Genomic DNA, 19,394 nt, shown 5'->3' on the forward strand with positions numbered 1-19,394 from the left:
TTTCCTTGTAGGCACTTTCACCTTATATTGATAAATACACGTTAACTTAAAATTAAGGGAGATTACAGGATGAACCGAAAGAATATAAAAGCTTTATTGCTTGTCCTTCTTATTGCGATGCTGACAGTGCCTGTACAGGCATTTGCAGCTGCTTCCAAAAGCGTTACAGTGAAAATCGGTGATGTTCACGGGGAAGCGGGTCAAGTGGTAACAGTACCTGTGTCTGTTTCAGCACCTGCCACAGATATTGCTGCATACGGTTTGGAGCTGAACTATGACAATACTTCTTTAGAAGTAAAGGAAATACATCAGGTTGGCGATAATCAAGAATTTCAAAGCAACTTCAGTAACAAGGATGGGTATTTGCGAGCTGCATGGGCGGACGCTACTGGAGGGGATCATGCTTTAAAAAATGCTGCTACTTTATTTACAGTTGATTTCTTAATAAAGAAAAATCCAGCATACGGAACTATAAGCATTACTGTTCCAACAAATGATCCAGCAGCATTGACTTTTACTGATTCCAATATTAGTAACGTGAGTGCTACAGTAGAAAGCGGCAGCTTTATAATCAATAAATCTAGCAATTCTAAGCTAAGCAACTTACTAGTTAGCGATGGGACATGGAATGAAGCCTTCTCACCAGAAGGAACATCTTACACTATTGCAGTAAAAAGCACTGTGAATTCATTGAATTTTGTTCCGACAGCACAGAATGAATATGCTGCTATTACGATTAACGACAAAAAAGTAACGAGCGGGACATTATCTCAAGGGTTTGCTTTAAAAGAGGGCAGCAACAGTTTCACCATCAAAATAACGGCACAGGATGGATCTGTTTCGACTTATACTGTGAAGGTTAATAAGGAAAAAGAAGCAGTAGCAGAAAAACCAGACACAAATACTGAAGTTGTCACAGTTGATATACAATCAGGCAATGATGCAGTTGTTTCTAAAACACCTATTTATCGCACTACAGATGAATTTGGTATGAAGTCAGATAAAGTGACTTTGACTGAGGATGTTGTCAAGGAATTGTTGGCAAGTGCTGAGCTGCAGAACTCAAACACAGCTAAGATTATCATTCCAGATACGAAGGATGAGATTTCTGAAACGTATTTCTCTATCCCAAAGGATGCTCTTAAGCTATTGAGCGAAGGTAATATTAATATCCAATTAGTAATGAACAATGCTCAAATCATTTTGCCAAAAGAGTCTCTTAAAGACGTAAAGGATGACTTATATTTCCGCTTCGTTCCTGTTAAAACAGAACCAGAAAAGAATGAAGTGAAGGACAGAGCGCTTAACAGCATCAAAAGCTTTTCTGAATATGAGAATGTCCAAGTACTAGGAAGACCGATGGAAATCCAGACGAATATGGAAAACTCGAAGGTGAAGCTTGTTTTGCCAGTAGAATCTGATGTAATCGAAACGATTAAAGAAAAAAATAATGGCATGGAGAACCTGCCGATTTTCATTGAGCATGATGACGGTACGAAGGAAGTTATCAATGCATCCTTTACAAATTATCATATTGGTGGCTTTACTGGATTAGCCTTTGAAATAAATAAATTCAGTACCTTCACACCACTGTACCTGTCAGGTGCTGTTTCTAACAATACAGAACAAGAAGCAGTTAGCGGCAATGATTCGAAGGACAGCAAGAGTACGGAAGCATCTTCAAACACAGACACATCAGCAAGTACAGATGAGCAGGAAACTGGAACAAATCTGAAGAAACTGCCAAAAACAGGCGACGATTCTTATATTGATATAATTTTAAATATCTCTATTGTTGCAGTAGCGGCAATTCTAGTTCTTCTGTTTGTCAGCAAAAAGAGAAGGCTGAAAAAGCAATAATATTCGTGAGGGGAGGGACTGTGTCTCTCTCCTTATTCTTTAGGAGTATGCTATGAAAAAAGTGATAATGGTTTTGCTTGTTCTCCTTTTGCTTGGTTTATTGGCGATAAGAGGGGCTCGCTTCTATGAAGACTATAAAAATGAGCAAAAAAGAACAGAGCTGACAGAGCGCTATGAAAAAGCAGTTACCGGTGAAATAGATACAAAAAACAAAAACCAAGAAACTGCTGTACTAGGGGAAATCACCATCCCTAGTCTCCAAATCAACTACGTCATCCTTGATGGAGCAACAGACGAAAACCTTGATATTTCGATAACGAAGGTGACAGGTCCTAATATGAACAAAACAGGAAACCTTGTTCTTGCCGGGCATAATATGCGAAATGGCAGTTTATTTGGCAAATTAAAAAAGGCGACAAAAAAGGACACGATTTTTTTGACTGATGACAAGGGGAATAAGGCGGAATACAGCATTACGAAAATGTATACTGTGAAGGATACGAACCTCACACCGCTCGCACAAAACACTAATGGTACAAAGTTAACGTTGATAACATGTACAGATAATAATGAAAACAGACTAATTGTTGTCGCAGAAAAGACAGCAGATTAAAAATGATAATAGTGATGGACTAGGAGAGGCTTTTCAAAAAGTCTCTTCTTTTAGGTCTTTTTATTCAGGAGTTTATAACTAGATTAAGGGAAATTTAAGTTTCACTCTATATAGTTAGCAACATAACAAAACGACAATAAAAAGATTAGGGGAAATTACTTTGAAGAAAATCTCAACAAAAATCATTATATTATCATTATTTAATTCTATCTTTGTAGCAGCGGTCAATGTCTTTGCATCGCTATTCATGAGCAGCAGCCAAGGCAGTGAAAATGGTGACACAGCGACAGAACAGGCACAGAGCGGTCTGCTGGGCCATCTTCCGCCAACACAAGTCCTTATAGGTCTTGGTGTTTCGATCGTCCTTGGCGTTATCCTCGCATACTTCCTAGGAAGATTAATATCAAAGCCAATTGTCCAATTAACAGAGATCGCCCAAAAAACATCTGAGCTTGAATTAATGGAAGACGATCGTATTTTCGGGAAAACACTTGCCTCAAAGGACGAAACAGGGGAAATGGCAAGAGCACTTCTTGAAACGAGAAACTCATTGAAATCAATGGCAACACAGTTGAAATATGTATCTTCAACAGTTGCAGCACATTCAAGCAGTTTAACGAAAAACACGGAGGAAAATGCCAGAAATATTGACCAAGTTGTCACAACAATAGAAGAAATTGCAATTGGAAACAACGGTCAGGCCCAAACAATCAGTGAGGTAAACTCAACGTTAATAGAGGTTGTCGAACTGATGGAAAATATAACGAGAGATGCATCGGCAGGTGCGGATAAAGCGGCAGCTTCCATTGATTCGATTGAAGAAGGACAGAACACAGTAGAATTGCAAGGTAATAAAATGGATGAAAATATTTCTGTATCTGCTGAAGCGACATCATCTATCAATGAATTGAGCATGATGATTGGTCAAGTTGGCAATTTTGTTGCTGTCATTACGAATATTGCAGAGCAGACAAACCTGCTTGCACTTAATGCGGCAATTGAAGCAGCAAGAGCGGGAGAAGCAGGCAGGGGTTTTGGAGTAGTAGCGGATGAAATTAGGAAATTAGCAGAGGAATCTTCAAGAGCTGCAAAGGAAATCACTGGCATCATTCATGATACGACAGAAAAAACAAACCAAGCTGTTTCACATATTAATAAAGCACATAATCTTATTGACGAACAAAAGGATGCACTTAAGATAACAGAGGAAGCATTCAGTAAAATTAAAAATACGTATGACGGAATTGTGCACAACTTTAAGCAGACAGCTGCTCACATGACTGCGATTAACGGAAAATCACGGATAATTTCTGAGCAAATCCAGCAAATGACAGAAACGGCAGAAGATTTCGCCGCAAATACGGAGGAAATATCTGCTTCTGGCCAAGAACAGCTTGCGTCAACGGAAATCATCGCAGCTTCTTCCAAAGAACTGCAGATTCTAGCAGAGGAATTAGATGCAGAAGTGAATAAGTTTAAAGTAAAGAGAGAAAACCAATAGTAAGAGATGAGCGGCTATAAATGGCCGTTCTTTTTTTTAATTCTAAAGCAGTTATTTACAAAAAATAACCATTAGTAAAAAAGTTACTTCAATAACGTATCTCTAATCAACAAAATGATTAAGTTAGTTTGCCATAAGCCTGATTAATTACTTCTGGGAATTAAATGTAATATCCTTATATATCAGCATTATATTACCAAGGATGAGCAGATGCTTATTTGGGGAAAATACTTCGCGAAGCGAAGTTGTTGTAATTGACATGAAATTCTAACAGGATTATTATTGTTATGATAAATAACTAAGGTAATAAAAAGTAACTCGTTAACCATTTTTTGGTTTTTAGATATGGAGGTTTAAGTGATGGAATCAATGACATTTGTGTTATTTGGCGCAACAGGAGATCTTGCGAAAAGAAAAATATATCCTGCTCTTTATAATTTATATTTAGATAAAAAAATGCCGCAGGCCATCTCCGTTTTTGGATTAGGAAGAAAAGAGTTCACAGACGCTACTTTCCAGGAGCATGTGAGAAAATCAATTGAAACTTTTTCGAGAAGAAAAGCGGAGAATGACGAGCAATTGGAGGCATTTATTGCAAGCTTCCGTTACAGCATTCTTGATGCGACAAAAATAGAGGATTACGAAACCCTTTTGAAAAAGGTTGAAAAGCGCGAAGCTGAATTGAACATACCGAAAAATCGCATGTTCTATCTGTCAGTTGGTCCAGAGTTTTTTGATCTCATCGCCTTAAATCTGAAGGAAAGCGGTTTGGGTACAACAACAGGCTGGAAAAAGCTGCTTATTGAGAAGCCGTTTGGTCATGACTTAGCTTCAGCCAGAGAGCTTAACGAAAGACTGAGCAAAGCATTCACAGAGGAAGAAATTTACCGCATTGACCATTACTTAGGAAAACCAATGGTTCAAAATCTTGAAGCATTGGAGTTTGCCAATCCTGTATTGCAAGCACTATGGAATAATAAGCATATTGCAAATGTGCAAATTACTGCAAGCGAAATGGTTGGAGTAGAAGAAAGAGCCGGCTATTATGATCATGTTGGTGCACTTCGTGACATGGTCCAAAATCATCTGCTGCAAATGCTGATGATGACGGCTATGCAAACACCTGAAAAAGTAGGTCAAGACCAAATTCGTGAACAAAAACGAAAAGTGATGGAAGCTCTTCGTCCAGTTAATGGCCAAGATATTCTTGAGAGTATTGTTAGAGGACAATACAGCAGTGGCGAGGTGAACGGCCAAGCTTCAGTTGGATATCGTGATGAGCCAAATATTAAAGAGAATTCCAGCACAGATACATTTATAGCAGCAAGACTTTGGATTGACAATGATTTATGGGAAGGTGTCCCATTCTATATTAGAACAGGGAAAAAGATGAAAGAAAAATCTACTCGGATTGTCATTGAATTCAAGGATACACTTAAAAAGCTTTATGAAGAGAAAAAGGATCAAATTGTGCCGAATCTTTTAATAATAGAAATCAGTCCGAATGAAAACATTAAATTGCTGTTAAACAGTAAAAGCCCATTTGAAAATGGGAAAATAGAGCAAGTGGAAATTGATCTAACACATGCCCAAAAGGATGTTCCAGAAGCTTATGAGCGTTTAATATTTGATGCCTTTAAAGGCGACTCCACGTTCTTTGCTCATTGGAATGAAGTCGAATTGTCTTGGGAATGGGTGCAGCCAGTATTAGATGCGTTTGAACAAGACGATGTGCCATTGCATTTCTACCCAGCTGGTTCTAACGGACCTGAAGCATCAGAGGAGCTGCTTGCAGCAAATGGGTTTAAGTGGTGGCTTGATAGTAAACCAGCAGAAAAAGACAGCTTAGTTTCCATCGGCTAACACATATCGGCAGTGATATGGAACAAGATATAAACAGCGTCTTTATAAAATCTGTCGTTTAGTTTCCATTATTACCAAAAGGAATATGGATAAAAATAAATGTTTTTTTTTCAGTTAATCAGGAGGGGTTTAAGTATGAAAGTTGGTTTAATTGGTTTAGGGAAAATGGGTTTAAACTTAGGAAAGAATCTATTAGATAACAAACATCAAGTGTCAGCATTTGATTTAAATCCGGCTGCTGTTTCTGAAATGAAGGAATATGGAGCAGATGGAACGACAAGCTTAACAGAGCTTGTGCAATCATTGGAAACACCAAGAGTACTTTGGATCATGGTGCCTCATAATGTCGTGGATTCTGTTATTGGCGAAATGGCACCATTACTTGCTAAGGGTGATATTGTCATTGAAGCAGGTAATTCCCATTACAAAGAATCAATCCGCAGATATAATGAGCTGCAGGAATTCGGTGTCCACTTTATGGATGTTGGAACGTCTGGAGGAATGGCCGGTGCACGTAATGGTGCATGCTATATGATTGGCGGTGACAAGGAGGCATGGGATGTTGTAGAACCAATTTTCCGTGATACAGCTGTTGAAAATGGCTACTTCTATGCAGGTGCAGCAGGCAGCGGTCACTTCTTGAAAATGGTTCATAACGGAATAGAGTACGGAATGATGGCGGCAATCGGAGAAGGATTTGAGGTTCTCGAGAAAAGTGAATTCGATTACGATTATGAAAAGGTCGCGAAGGTTTGGAACAATGGCTCTGTTATCCGTTCATGGCTGATGGAGCTAACAGAAAATGCCTTCTCTAAAGATGCTAATTTAGATGAGATTAAAGGAGTTATGCATTCATCAGGTGAAGGTAAATGGACAGTAGAAACAGCTCTTGACTTGCAGGCTGCTACGCCAGTTATCGCTATGAGTTTATTGATGCGCTATCGCTCTCTTGAAAATGATACATTTACAGGCAAGGTCGTAGCGGCACTCCGCAATGAGTTCGGCGGTCATGCTGTTGAAAAGAAATAAAGTGTAAGAAAGAACCCTTAAGCACATGCTTAAGGGTTTTTTCTTTTATAGAAACTTGGCGAAGCAGGTTTTAAGTATATCTCTATAAATCGGTTTATAATAATAAAAGCAAATAAAGCAGGATTGGGGGGACAGGGAAGATTGAAATTAAGTGTATTGGATCAATCCGTTATAAGCAGCGGTGCAACAGCACATACTGCTTTAAAAAATACAGCCGCATTGGCACAAATAACTGAGGAATTGGGGTACGAAAGATTTTGGGTTGCTGAACATCATAATGCAAACGGGATTGCAGGAACGTCTCCAGAGGTGCTGATAGCACATATCGCAGCAAAGACGAACCATATTAAAGTTGGCTCTGGCGGGGTGCTTTTGCCACAATACAGTCCTTATAAAGTGGCGGAAAACTTTAAAGTGCTTGAAGCTTTATATCCAAATCGGATTGATTTAGGGATTGGCAGATCTCCTGGGGGATCACCTGAAACAAGACTTGCCTTGACAGATGGCATCCGGAAAAGCTTAAATGAATTTCCTCGGCAGGTACAGGACTTACAGAAATATCTAATTGGAAACGATAAAGGAAACAGTACTGTAACAGCATATCCTGTCCACGAAAGCCTGCCTGAAATGTGGATGCTTGGTGTGTCACATAGAGGTGCGAGACTTGCGGCGGAGCTTGGCATTGCGTTCACATTCGGACATTTTATTGCACCGCTAAATGGGAAAAGGGCGCTGGAATATTATTATAAGCATTTTCAGCCCTCTGTTCAAACGAGTAAGCCGAAAGCTAATATCTGTATCTTTGTAATATGTGCAGAAACAACTGAAAAAGCCGAGCATTTGGCCACAAGCCTTGATTTATGGCTGTTGGCTCTTGGAAAAGGAGAAGCAAATGCAGAAATCCTAAGCCCAGATCAAGCCAGCCGCAAAGTGCTGTCACAAGAAGATAAAAAAGCTATTAAAGAAAATAGACGGAGAATGGTTATCGGCACAAAAGAATTAATCAGGGTAGAGCTTCTTCGCCTTAGTGATCTTTATGAAACAGATGAATTCATGGTTTTAACGAATGTGTATGATTTTGAAGATAAGGTGAAATCATATCAGCTATTGGCCGAAATAAATTTTTGAATAGGCAAGAAAAACCTGAAAGAAATTAATTTTCAGGTTTTTCTTTCATGTGAGACAAAAAAGTTGACATTATTTTCAAGCGTGTTATAATAATCTCGAATTAAAGATATGTTGGTTTGAGATATTTTGCAGTATGTTTAATCATTATTGTCGTTAATCCTATTTAAGATAACGAAAAAAACACTTGGAGGGTATAAACATGAGTACTTTTTTTGAAGCAATTAAAAACCGCCGTTCTCACTATGCAATCAGCAAGGAACAAGTAGTATCTGATGAAAAAATTCAAGAAATTATTAACGAGGCAGTGCTTCATACTCCGTCTTCATTCAATTCCCAAAGTACGAGAGTTGTTGTCCTACTTAACGACAAGCATGATAAAGTATGGGATATAACAGCAGCAGAATTGAAAAAGATTGTTCCTGCAGAGAACTTTGCGTCAACAGAAGAAAAGCTTAACAGCTTTAAGGCTGGATATGGAACAGTATTATTCTTTGAAGACCAAGAGGTTGTGGAAGGGTTGCAAAAAGCATTTGAACTGTATGCAGATAACTTCCCAGTTTGGGCAAACCAAACAAATGCTATGCACCAATTGGTAATCTGGACTGCTCTTGAAGAAGTTGGCTTCGGTGCATCATTACAGCATTACAATCCATTAATTGACGAAGCAGTTGCAGTTGAATGGGACATTCCAGCAACATGGAAGCTAATCGCGCAAATGCCATTCGGTAAACCAACAGCAGAACCAGGAGAAAAAGAATTTAAACCATTAGAAGATCGTGTGAGATTCTATAAATAATAAAGGTGAGTGTGCAGAAATCCTGCACACTTTTTTAGTCCCAAGTTGAAATTGGGTGATGGATAAAAAATGAAGTCCATTCCTCGTCAGATTTACAGTAAATGGTGCCGCCAATCTTGTCGATAATTTGCTTGCACACAAATAAACCAATACCTGTCCCAAGCTCTTTTGTCGTATAAAAAGGTTCAAAGATTGTTTTTGTGTTTTCTTCCTCAATCATTGGCCCGTTATTGGAAATAACAAAGACTATTTCATCTGTGTTTGTTTGTGAGCTTATCTTTAAATCGCGTCCATTAGGCCTTTGCTTTAAAGCATCAATAGAGTTCATGATTAGATTAAGGAGAACCTGTTTTAATTCATCTTTAAATGTATAGAGTAAAAGAGGCGTTTCTGTTTCAATCGTTAGATTAATTTTATTATCGACAGTGCTTGCATAACAAAGCTGTTTGAGATTTTCAAAAAGCAAATCAATTGCAACGTTTTCTTTGCCCTTTTTTACGATCTCGGTTTTCGAAGTATGAAGAAACTGGGTAATCCTGAAATTTAATTCGTTCAGTTCATGCTGAATAATGTCCAAGTATTTTAAATCAGGATACTCATCACGTAAGATTTTATTAAACCCTATTATAGCGGTTAATGGATTTCTGAACTCATGCACAAAACTGGAGGAGATTTGTCCGAGTACTGCGAGCTTATCCATATGGTTATCATTGATATACTGTGTTTTCGTATGCAATTCTCGATTCTTTAATTGTGTGTATCTTTTAACGGCGTGATAACAGAAAGAATCAAATAGGGTGTTCAGACTATTAACAAAAGATTCTAGTTCATTTGTGGGAAGATTCGCTTGAAAACAATATTTAATGAGAATACTTCTTCCTGCATTCACATTGAAGATGAAGTCACCGATATTAATATCGGCCTCAAGCCGCTCTTTGCCCACTTTATAAGCAAACTCCTTCAGTTCTGTCTTGGAATATTTGCCTTCTAGTACCTTTATAAGAAGACCATACATTGTCACTGCATTTTTTTTGATTTCCTCCTTATGAGGATCATTTGATTCGATAACGGATTTATCTATCCATTCATCGATGAATGACGACTGGTGTTCCATCAGAAATAACATAAGTTTATTTTGTTGGTCGTTTATAAGCAAAACAAACCCTCACTTTGCATTTTTTTTCAGTTTTGATTGGTATGTATGTAACTTATTCGACAAAGTGATTTAAAAACCTTTTTGAATACAGCTTTTGAAATTTTAAATATTGGCAGTTTTGAATAGTAGTTTTTCTGGAATAGTAAATACACAGGTTATTTTATAGGAACTTTGATGCATAATATTCTTGCAATAGAAAACGTTATCATCTATAATAGGTTTAGTAAGGATTGTTACTGTTCGGCAGGCAAAACCTGAATCAACTAAACTTATGGAGCAAATTTGTTCTATCTATGAGTTTATTTGGTTCGGGTTTTTTTATGATAAAAATTCGAAGGAAAAGTGATTAGAATGAAAATTTTAAAAGTGTTTAATAATAATGTCGCTTTGACTAAAGACCTTAATTCCATAGAGATGGTAGTGATGGGCAAAGGGCTCGCATTCCAGAAGAAGGTTGGAGACGAAATCGACGAAGAGAAGGTCCAAAAGACGTTTGTATCTCCTTCGGAAAACTTTGCGGCCAAGCTTTCCGAGCTATTGAATGAAATACCTTATGAGATTATGTCACTGTCAAAAGATATCATTGAGCTTGCAGAGAAGGAATTGCGCACAGAGCTGAATGATTCCTTGTATTTATCTTTATCAGATCATATTCACTTTGCCATTACGAGAATAAAAAATGATATACCAATCAAAAATGCGCTCATGTGGGAAGTAAAGAAGTTCTATAAGGCAGAATATCAGGTTGCCCGCCTTGCTTTAGGTTTAATTAAGGAAAGAACAGGTGTTGAACTTCCAGAAGATGAGGTTGCATCGATTGCTCTGCATATTTTTAATGCAAGACAGGATCATACTGGCATGGAAGAAACAGTTACAATGACAAATATCGTTAAAGATGTGACGAATATTGTTAAGTATCATTATGGCATTGACTTTAATGAAGAATCAGTCAATTACAGCCGGTTTATCACACATCTTCGCTACTTTGCTTACCGTATGCTTCGTGGTGAAATAAATGATGATCAAAACGATGCTCTTTATAACCAGGTGAAGAGACAGTATGGCGAAGCTTATAAATGTACAATGAAGGTTGCCGACTACTTGGAAAAAGAATATACCATGAAGATGACAAAAGATGAGCTTGCCTACTTTATGATTCATATCCACCGTGTTTCGATAAGAGAGAAACGGATGAAATAATATAGCAAAAAACCACTGTTTAAGAAACAGTGGTTTTTTTGTTAGCCTTGCTGATTTAGTTTCGAATCGGTAATTTTTTCTTTTGTCATACTCAAGATGAACACGAATGACAGCAAAAGTGGAATGAAGGTCCACAGGAATGTTGTGCTGATGGAATCTGACAGCACATCGGTAATCTGTTTAAGAATATCTGCAGGAATATGAGCCCGTGCCTCTGGTGACAGGATACTTCCGCTTTCGGCGCCGCCTTCCTGAATTGTTGCTGGAAGATTATCTGTAAAGCTGTTTCGTTGGATTACTCCAAACACTGTTATTCCCAATGTCATTCCAAGAGAACGTAGGAAGTTGCTTGTTGAGCTGGCAATTCCCCGCTGCTGTGGCAACGCTTTTTGCAGGGATGCCATCCCAAGGACAGAGAAGGATGGTCCAACACCAAGCCCAATCACCATCATATAAATCGTGATAGACCATCTTGGTGTAGTTGCATCAAGTGTGCTTAACAGGAATGTTCCGATTGCCATAATAATTCCAGAAGTCATCATTATCGACTTATAGCTGAATTTATTTGCGAATGCTCCTCCAAGTGCAGCAGCAACACTTGATGTAACCATCATCGGCAGCAAAAGCAAGCCTGAATTGGTAGCAGTCCCGCCAGTCACTCCTTGGATATACAATGGAATGTAAATAGTTGACACCATGAACACACCGCCATAAAACATTCCAGTCAAAACGCTTGTTGTGTAAAGTCGCTCTTTAAACAAGTTAAATGGCAGAATAGGATCTTTTGCCCGTTTTTCCACAAGCAGAAAAACGATGAAGCAAACAACAGACAGTATAAATAAGGAGATAATCTGCCATGACTGCCAAGGATAAGTTTCTCCTCCTAATTCTAGTCCGAACATTAACGAAATAGAAAAACCTAACAAGAATACAAAGCCAAACCAATCGATGATTTGTTTTGTATGTGTTTTTGATTCTTGATAAAAAATAACAATTAATGCTAATGCAATGATACCAATTGGAATATTTATAAAGAAAATCCAGCGCCAATCAAATTGTTCTGTAATAAAAGATCCTAATAATGGTCCTGCGATACTGGATAAACCGAAGACAGCACCGAAAATACCACTCATTTTCCCGCGGACTTCGCGTGGGACTACATCCCAGATGATCGTGAATGCGATTGGCATTAAGGCGCTTCCGCCAATACCTTGGATAGCTCTGAAAATACAAAGCTGTATCATTGTATTTGCCATTCCGCAAAGAATGGAACCTGCTAAAAATAGTAAAATTCCAAAAACAAAAAATTTCTTTCTGCCATACATATCCGATAATTTACCGAATATCGGCATACCTGCCATCTCTGCTACTAAATACGCGGAAGTAACCCAAACATATTTATCCATCCCGCCTAAGTCGCCGATAATGGAGCCCATGCTTGTTGCTACTATTGTGTTGTCAAGAGATGCAACAAATATCCCGAGCATTAAGGCAATCATAACAGGAACTAATCTTGTCTGTTTAGAAGACATACATTATAACCCTCATTTCTTAATTTAACAGTGTTAAATAACCAATATGCAGTTTAACACGGTTAAATACGTTAGTAAAGAATTATAGCCACAAATAATATACAATATAAGTGTAAAGAGGTGACTTTTATGCAGAAGAAAAATGTCAGCAAAGAAGCAATAATAAATGCGGCGCTTGAAATCCTCCGCGAACAAGGTTTATCACATGTGACGATGAGAAATGTAGCAGCAAGGCTGAAAATAAAAGCGCCTGCTTTGTATTGGTATATCAAAAACAAACAGGAATTATTGGAGCTGCTTGGAGAATACATAGCATGCCAATTTACATTCCCGAAAGAATACAGCAGCTGGGAGGAAGAAGTAGAGTTGTTTTCTCTTGAGCTGAGAAGAGTATTATTGTCAGTCCCTGATGGAGCCGAAATCATGATGGTCACATTACCTGTTACAAAACAAAGATTGCTGCTAATTAACAGGACATTTGCGATTTTTCATCGGTCGGGCTTACGAGAAGACAAAATTTTTCAGGCAGTTAATTTTATCAATACATATGTGACTTCCTATGTATTAGACGAACAAAAACAGCAAAGAATGCTTGAAGAAATTGGCTTTGAAGCAGTACAAGACAAATTCTCCGAAGCAATTGCAGCCCTTTCAAAAGCAGAAGCCCCTTATATATACCACCATTTCCTTTCACCAAACGAAGGACTAAAATCAAGTAATGACTTCCTTTCCGGCTTGAGGGTAATCATAAAAGGACTGCAGCAGCTGCAATAAGAATAGAAAGATGCCAATAAGGCATCTTTTTTTTGTTCCATTTTCAAAGATTGAAAATGACTTTATTTTATAATTTAAATGTATAGACAAATAAGAACAAATGATTATAATAATAAATGTAAGCGGTTTTTGAAAACGATTTAACAAAATTTAATCATATAAAAAGGTAAAGGAGCATGAACGATATGAAAAAGATATTACTAGCTTGCAGTGCAGGAATGTCTACTAGTCTACTAGTTACTAAGATGGAAGAACATGCAAAAACAATCGGTGTAGAAGCAAAAATATGGGCTGTCGGCCAGGATAAAGCAAAGCAGGATATGGCAGAAGCAGATGTTGTCCTAATTGGTCCACAAATGAGCTTCTTGAAGGGGGAACTTCAAAAGGCGGCAGATCAATATGGAATTAAAGTGGATGTTATCGACATGATGGCATATGGTTTGGCAGATGGTCAAAAAGCCTATGAACAGGCAGTTGCTTTAATGGGTGATAAGTAATGGAAAAGATTGATGTTAATACATTAACAGCAGAACAAATCAACTTTATGCTTATTCTTCACAGTGGCAATGCGAGGAGCAAAATCATTGAGGCGCTCCGTGAGTACCGTGCAGGTAAACCGGAGGCGGCAGATGAACTGCTTGTACAAGCAGAGGCGGATTTAAGTGTTGCCCATGAAATTCATTTTAAAATGGTTCAGCAAGAGGCATCCGGCAACAAGGTTGAATTCGCGCTTCTTCTTATGCATGCAGAGGACCATTTAATGTCAACGCTTTCCATGAAGGAGCTTGTGAAAGAGCTGCTTGAAATCTTTAAAGAAAAGAACCTATAAAAATAGCTGTATATCTAAAAGGGGGAGAATCCTGTGTTTGAAAAATTAAGCCAATTTTTGGTGCCGATAGCAGGGAAACTGAATAACAACCGTTACTTAACGGTCCTGCGTGACGCCTTTATGCTGTCATTTCCATTAACGATTTTCGGTTCTATCTTTGTTGTACTGACAAATCTGCCATTCTTAAAGAAATTTATGAGTGCAGATGCAATCGCATCCTTCCAATCGTTGTTTGGAATTGCTAACTCGGCTACAATGGGCATCATGTCTATCTTTGTTGTATTCGGTATCGGTTATTATCTGTCCAAAAGCTATAATGTGGAGGCTGTATTTGGCGGTGCAATCGCACTTGTTTCTTTCTTATTACTAACGCCATTTGTTGTTCAGCCAGAGACAGGTGAAGCAATTTCAGGTGTCATTCCTGTCGATCGCCTTGGCGCAAAAGGGATGTTCCTTGGCATGATCACTGCCTTTATCGCAGGGGAAATTTACCGTACGATTGTGCAAAAGAATATCACGATTAAAATGCCGCCAGGAGTTCCGCCGGCAGTAGCAAAATCATTCGCAGCATTAATTCCAGCTGTGCTTACATTGACTTTCTTCCTGCTTGTGAACGTTATTGTAACAGCAGCTTTTGATACAAACCTGCATGATGTTATTTATAAAGCAATTCAAGCACCGTTAGTAGGCTTGGGCAGTGGCATCATTCCAACACTTATTGCAGTATTCTTTATCCAAATTCTATGGTTCTTTGGTCTGCATGGTCAAATTATCATCAACTCTGTTATGGACCCAATTTGGAATACACTGCAAGTAGAAAACTTAACAGCATATACGAGCGGACAGGAAATACCACATATTATTTCAAAACCGTTCATGGAGATTTATACTGTCGGCATGGGTGGAACAGGTATGACACTTGCTGTCGTGTTCGCAATCCTGCTGTTTATGAAGAGTAAGCAAATGAAGCAAGTGGCGAAGCTTGGCCTTGGCCCTGGTATCTTTAACGTCAATGAGCCGATCATCTTCGGATTGCCGATTGTTATGAACCCATTAATTATTGTACCTTGGATCATCTCACCAATGATTGTTACGCTAGTTACTTATTTCGCTATGTCAACAGGAATTGTACCGCCTCCTACAGGTGTTACCGTTCCATGGACGGTGCCATTCTTCATTAACGGTATTATGGCTACTAACTCCTTCGCTGGAGGACTAATGCAGCTTGTTAATATGGCAATCGTATTTGCGATTTGGTTCCCATTCCTGAAAGTTATTGACCGTGTCAATGTGAAGAAGGAAGAAGAAGAAATGAAAAAAGCATCTTAATAATACATGTATGGAAGGGAGGAAGCAGAGTATTGGGTTTTAGCGTCAGCAAAAGCTCTATACGCCTGCTTTTTCCTATAACAAAGGAATTCATCTTAGAGTATGTCTTTGAAAGGGGAAAGAAAAAATGTCAGTAAATAATGAAGTGAAATATAATTTTCCAGATGAATTTTGGTGGGGATCTGCCGCATCAGCAACTCAAACGGAAGGTGCAGCAAATGTTGATGGAAAAGGACAAAATATTTGGGATTACTGGTACGAGCAGCAGCCAGAGCGTTTTTTTGATGGTGTTGGTCCACAAGATACATCGCAATTTTATGTAAAATATAAGGAAGATATTAAGCTGATGAAGGAAATCGGTCATAACTCCTTCCGCATGTCTATTTCGTGGTCAAGACTGTTCCCTGAGGGCAAGGGCGAGATTAACCCGAAAGCAGTCGAATTCTACAATAATGTTATAAATGAATTCATTGCTAATGAAGTAGAGCCATTTGTTGGGCTTTTCCACTTTGATATGCCGATGGAGCTTCAAAAAATCGGCGGGTGGGCAAACAGGGAAGTCGTTGATGCATATGTTAACTATACAAGTACATGCTTCGAATTGTTTGGTGACCGTGTGAAGAAATGGTTTACACATAATGAACCAATCGTACCAGTGGAAGGCGGATATCTGTACGATTTCCATTATCCTAATGAGGTTGATTTCAAGAAGGCTGTCCAAGTCGGATACCATACAATCCTTGCAAGTGCAAAAGCGATTCAAGCATATAAAAACCAAGGACAGGATGGGAAAATTGGAATCGTCCTTAATTTGACGCCATCTTATCCGCGCAGTCAAAATCCTGCCGATGTAAAAGCTTCCGTGTTGGCGGATGCCTTCTTTAACAGGTCATTTTTAGATCCTTCTGTTAAAGGTGAATTCCCTGCTGAGCTTGTTGCTATCCTGAAAGAGGAGGGCTTCATGCCTGAAATTGCAGATGGAGATTTGGAAATCATCCGCAATAATACAGTTGATATTCTTGGTGTTAACTATTATCAGCCAAGAAGGGTGAAGGCGAAAGAGCATCTTCCTAATCCAGAGGCTCCATTTATGCCAGACCGCTATTTTGATAACTACGTAATGCCTGGCAGAAAAATGAATCCGCACCGCGGCTGGGAAATTTACGAAAAAGGTATATATGATATTTTAATCAATTTAAAAGATAACTATGGAAATATTGAATGCTTCATCTCTGAGAATGGAATGGGAGTTGAAGGAGAAGAAAAATTCCGTGACGAAACAGGCATCATTCAAGATGATTACCGAATTGAGTTTATCTCAGACCATCTTAAATGGGTGCATCAAGCAATCGCGGAAGGCTCAAATGTAAAAGGCTATCATTTATGGACATTCATGGATAACTGGTCTTGGACAAATGCGTACAAAAATAGGTATGGCTTCGTATCTGTTAACCTTAATAAAGACGGAGAACGCACAGTTAAAAAGAGCGGACAATGGTTTAAAGCAGTAGCAGAAAATAACGGGTTTTAAATGAGAGAAAAAAGTGATTTCAACTGAAATCACTTTTTTTTTTGCAATCTTGGAAGCTATCTTTCTATTATTGACGGTTAACTTCACAGGGGTTTATAATTAAGTTATCGTTTAGGTTAATAAAATGTTAACGCATACATAAATCGAATGGAGGATCGCTGATATGAAATTTGATATGCCTTTACCTGATTTACAGCAATATAAAGGAATTAATCCAAAGCCAGATGATTTTGATGCTTATTGGGCAGCAGGTCTAGAAGAATTACAAGCACAATCGTTGGATTATGAGCTAATCCCAGCTTCTTTTCACAGCAGGGCTGCTGATTGTTTTCATTTGTATTTTACAGGCGTCGGCGGAGCGAGAATACATTGCCAGTTAGTTCGTCCCAAAGAGCAAACGATGCCTGGACCAGGGCTGTTATGGTTTCACGGCTATCATGTGAACAGCGGCGATTGGATTGACAAAATAGGCTATGCAGCAGAAGGTTATACGATTTTGGCCATGGACTGCCGCGGCCAAGGTGGCCTGTCAGAGGATCATCTCAAAGTGAAGGGTACAACATTAAAAGGCCATATTATTAGGGGGATAGAAGAGGCTCCCGAAAAGCTCTATTACCGGAATGTCTATTTAGATACGGTTCAAGCAGCAAGAATTCTCTGCTCGATGGAAAAGGTCGATGAATCTAGAATAGGAGCATATGGGGCATCACAAGGAGGAGCACTGGCAATTGCCTGTTCCAGTTTAGAGCCGCGAATTAAGAAAACAGCTGCTGTCTATCCATTCCTAACAGACTTTAAAAGAGCATGGGAGCTGGATATTGCCAATTCAGCTTATGAAGAACTTCATTATTATTTTAAGTTTATTGATCCAAACCATGAACGAGAGGAAGATGTTTTCCAAAAGCTTGGCTATATAGATATACAGCATTTGGCAGACAGGATAAAAGGGGATGTATTGTGGGCAGTTGGTATGGAGGATGCTGTTTGTCCGCCGTCTACCCAATTTGCTGCCTACAACAAAATTCAATCAGACAAAAGGATGCTGATTTATTATGAGTATGGTCATGAATATATAAGGACATTAGGCGACAAAGTCTATGATTTTTTTGCAGACCCGCTTGAAGCGTAAATATGGATGCTTTGTTAAAAGGGGCCGTTATAGTATAGTAATCCCATGAGCTAAGAAACAGAATTATTTCATATCGGAGGAATTTTTGTGAGAAGCAATGTTACGATGCGTGACATCGCCACTAAACTTGGTGTCAGCAGTGTGACTGTCTCCAAAGCACTTAATGATAAAGATGGGGTCAGTGAAGAATTAAAAGAGAAAATTAAATTATTGGCTGAAGAGATGGGCTATCGCTTCAATACACATGCAAAGTCGATTAAAGATGGCCTTTCGTATAATCTTGGGATCGTTATCCCAGAGAGGTTCACAGGTACAACACAATCCTTTTATCTGCAGTTTTATCAAATGCTGACAAAAATCCTTGATGGCTACCATTACTCGGGAATTTTGTACATTTTAGGTCAGGAGGATGAAGACCAGCTTATTTTGCCGCGGATTTATAATGAGAAAAAGGTGGATGGCTTCATTATTTTAGGGCAAATTGGCAATGAATATGTGAAAGAAATCCAGAAAATTGACAGTCCTGTTATTTTCTTAGACTTTTATACAGACCAAAACGAAATTGATTCTGTTTTAACAGATAACTTTTTTGGCGGCTATGAAATTACTAATTATCTGGTAGAAAACGGCCATGAAAAAATTGCCTATGTCGGCAACATCTATGCGACGAGCAGTATCCAGGACAGGTTTCTTGGCTATTACAAGTCACTTTTGGAGCATCGAATCGAGCTAAGGCAGGACTATATTATTTATGACCGTGATGAACGGGGCAAATATATAGACATCGTTTTTCCTGATGATATGCCAACAGCATTTGTTTGTAATAATGACGAGATTGCTTACAACCTCATTAACAATCTTCAGAAGAATGGTTATCAAGTACCGGAGGATTGCTCAGTAGTTGGGTTCGATAATTCTATCTATGCAGCTTTAACAGAGCCGCTGCTGACGACTGTTGAAGTGAATATGAAGGAAATGTCTAAGGCTGCTGTGAAGATCATCATGGAAAAGCTTCATAACCCAAATGAAAAATACGGCAGAACACTTATTAACGGGAAAATCATTCATCGGAATTCTGTGAAGAAGCTCAGCTGAAAGAGAAAAGCACCAGTAATCACTGGTGC

The 19,394-nt window shown here is 38.6% G+C and carries 17 protein-coding genes; 15 read left to right on the forward strand and 2 right to left on the reverse strand.

Annotated features, from left to right (window positions below):
• The first annotated feature begins 69 nt into the window (after positions 1–69).
• The 7 genes from CEQ21_RS16270 (at position 70) to CEQ21_RS16300 (ending at position 8,790) form a co-directional block, all read left to right on the forward strand.
• The gene (locus CEQ21_RS16270; RefSeq protein ID WP_185765429.1) at positions 70–1,860 is read left to right on the forward strand and encodes a cohesin domain-containing protein; all 1,791 of its coding nucleotides are present in this window, start codon (positions 70–72) and stop codon (positions 1,858–1,860) included.
• Positions 1,861–1,912: 52 nt separating this feature from the next.
• A complete protein-coding gene (locus tag CEQ21_RS16275; RefSeq protein ID WP_185765430.1) occupies positions 1,913–2,473 on the forward strand; it encodes a sortase in 561 nt (186 codons plus the stop codon).
• A gap of 160 nt (positions 2,474–2,633) precedes the next feature.
• A complete protein-coding gene (locus CEQ21_RS16280; RefSeq protein ID WP_235907271.1) occupies positions 2,634–3,974 on the forward strand; it encodes a methyl-accepting chemotaxis protein in 1,341 nt (446 codons plus the stop codon).
• A 360-nt stretch (positions 3,975–4,334) separates the two neighbouring features.
• Positions 4,335–5,837, forward strand: coding sequence for a glucose-6-phosphate dehydrogenase (gene zwf, locus CEQ21_RS16285; RefSeq protein WP_185765431.1), 1,503 nt, complete (start codon positions 4,335–4,337; stop codon positions 5,835–5,837).
• Positions 5,838–5,972: 135 nt separating this feature from the next.
• Positions 5,973–6,866: a phosphogluconate dehydrogenase (NAD(+)-dependent, decarboxylating) gene (gene gnd, locus CEQ21_RS16290; protein ID WP_185765432.1), complete on the forward strand. Its 894-nt coding sequence runs from the start codon at positions 5,973–5,975 to the stop codon at positions 6,864–6,866.
• Positions 6,867–7,007: 141 nt separating this feature from the next.
• Positions 7,008–7,994, forward strand: a complete 987-nt coding sequence (locus CEQ21_RS16295; RefSeq protein WP_185765433.1) for an LLM class flavin-dependent oxidoreductase — start codon at positions 7,008–7,010, stop codon at positions 7,992–7,994.
• A gap of 199 nt (positions 7,995–8,193) precedes the next feature.
• Positions 8,194–8,790 carry a nitroreductase family protein gene (locus tag CEQ21_RS16300; RefSeq protein ID WP_185765434.1) on the forward strand — a complete coding sequence of 199 codons (597 nt, stop codon included), beginning with the start codon at positions 8,194–8,196 and terminating at the stop codon, positions 8,788–8,790.
• Between the two features lie 34 nt (positions 8,791–8,824).
• Here the strand turns inward: CEQ21_RS16300 and CEQ21_RS16305 are convergent, their stop codons facing one another.
• A complete protein-coding gene (locus CEQ21_RS16305) occupies positions 8,825–9,946 on the reverse strand; it encodes a histidine kinase N-terminal domain-containing protein (protein WP_185765435.1) in 1,122 nt (373 codons plus the stop codon).
• Between the two features lie 351 nt (positions 9,947–10,297).
• Here CEQ21_RS16305 and licT point away from each other — a divergent pair, with 351 nt between their 5' ends.
• Positions 10,298–11,146: a BglG family transcription antiterminator LicT gene (gene licT, locus CEQ21_RS16310; RefSeq protein ID WP_185765436.1), complete on the forward strand. Its 849-nt coding sequence runs from the start codon at positions 10,298–10,300 to the stop codon at positions 11,144–11,146.
• Positions 11,147–11,187: 41 nt separating this feature from the next.
• Here licT and CEQ21_RS16315 read toward each other — a convergent pair whose 3' ends face one another.
• Entirely contained in the window at positions 11,188–12,678 is a 1,491-nt protein-coding gene (locus CEQ21_RS16315; protein WP_185765437.1) for an MDR family MFS transporter, read from the reverse strand.
• A gap of 129 nt (positions 12,679–12,807) precedes the next feature.
• Between CEQ21_RS16315 and CEQ21_RS16320 the strand changes: the two genes are divergently transcribed.
• From CEQ21_RS16320 to CEQ21_RS16350, 7 genes are all read left to right on the forward strand, one after another.
• Positions 12,808–13,452, forward strand: coding sequence for a TetR/AcrR family transcriptional regulator C-terminal domain-containing protein (locus CEQ21_RS16320; protein WP_185765438.1), 645 nt, complete (start codon positions 12,808–12,810; stop codon positions 13,450–13,452).
• A gap of 185 nt (positions 13,453–13,637) precedes the next feature.
• A complete protein-coding gene (locus CEQ21_RS16325; protein ID WP_127738098.1) occupies positions 13,638–13,949 on the forward strand; it encodes a PTS sugar transporter subunit IIB in 312 nt (103 codons plus the stop codon).
• Positions 13,949–14,281: a PTS sugar transporter subunit IIA gene (locus CEQ21_RS16330; RefSeq protein ID WP_185765439.1), complete on the forward strand. Its 333-nt coding sequence runs from the start codon at positions 13,949–13,951 to the stop codon at positions 14,279–14,281. The genes CEQ21_RS16325 and CEQ21_RS16330 overlap by 1 nt, the downstream gene beginning before the upstream one ends.
• 33 nt (positions 14,282–14,314) lie before the next feature.
• Positions 14,315–15,610 (forward strand): PTS cellobiose transporter subunit IIC, encoded by a 1,296-nt coding sequence (gene celB, locus CEQ21_RS16335; protein WP_185765440.1) that lies wholly within the window; start codon positions 14,315–14,317, stop codon positions 15,608–15,610.
• A gap of 127 nt (positions 15,611–15,737) precedes the next feature.
• Positions 15,738–17,141: a glycoside hydrolase family 1 protein gene (locus CEQ21_RS16340; RefSeq protein ID WP_185765441.1), complete on the forward strand. Its 1,404-nt coding sequence runs from the start codon at positions 15,738–15,740 to the stop codon at positions 17,139–17,141.
• Between the two features lie 163 nt (positions 17,142–17,304).
• Positions 17,305–18,270, forward strand: a complete 966-nt coding sequence (locus CEQ21_RS16345; RefSeq protein ID WP_185765442.1) for an acetylxylan esterase — start codon at positions 17,305–17,307, stop codon at positions 18,268–18,270.
• A gap of 87 nt (positions 18,271–18,357) precedes the next feature.
• Positions 18,358–19,365: a substrate-binding domain-containing protein gene (locus tag CEQ21_RS16350; RefSeq protein ID WP_235907272.1), complete on the forward strand. Its 1,008-nt coding sequence runs from the start codon at positions 18,358–18,360 to the stop codon at positions 19,363–19,365.
• Positions 19,366–19,394: the final 29 nt, after the last annotated feature.

This window comes from Niallia circulans (genome assembly GCF_007273535.1).
GTDB lineage: Bacteria > Bacillota > Bacilli > Bacillales > Cytobacillaceae > Niallia > Niallia circulans_B.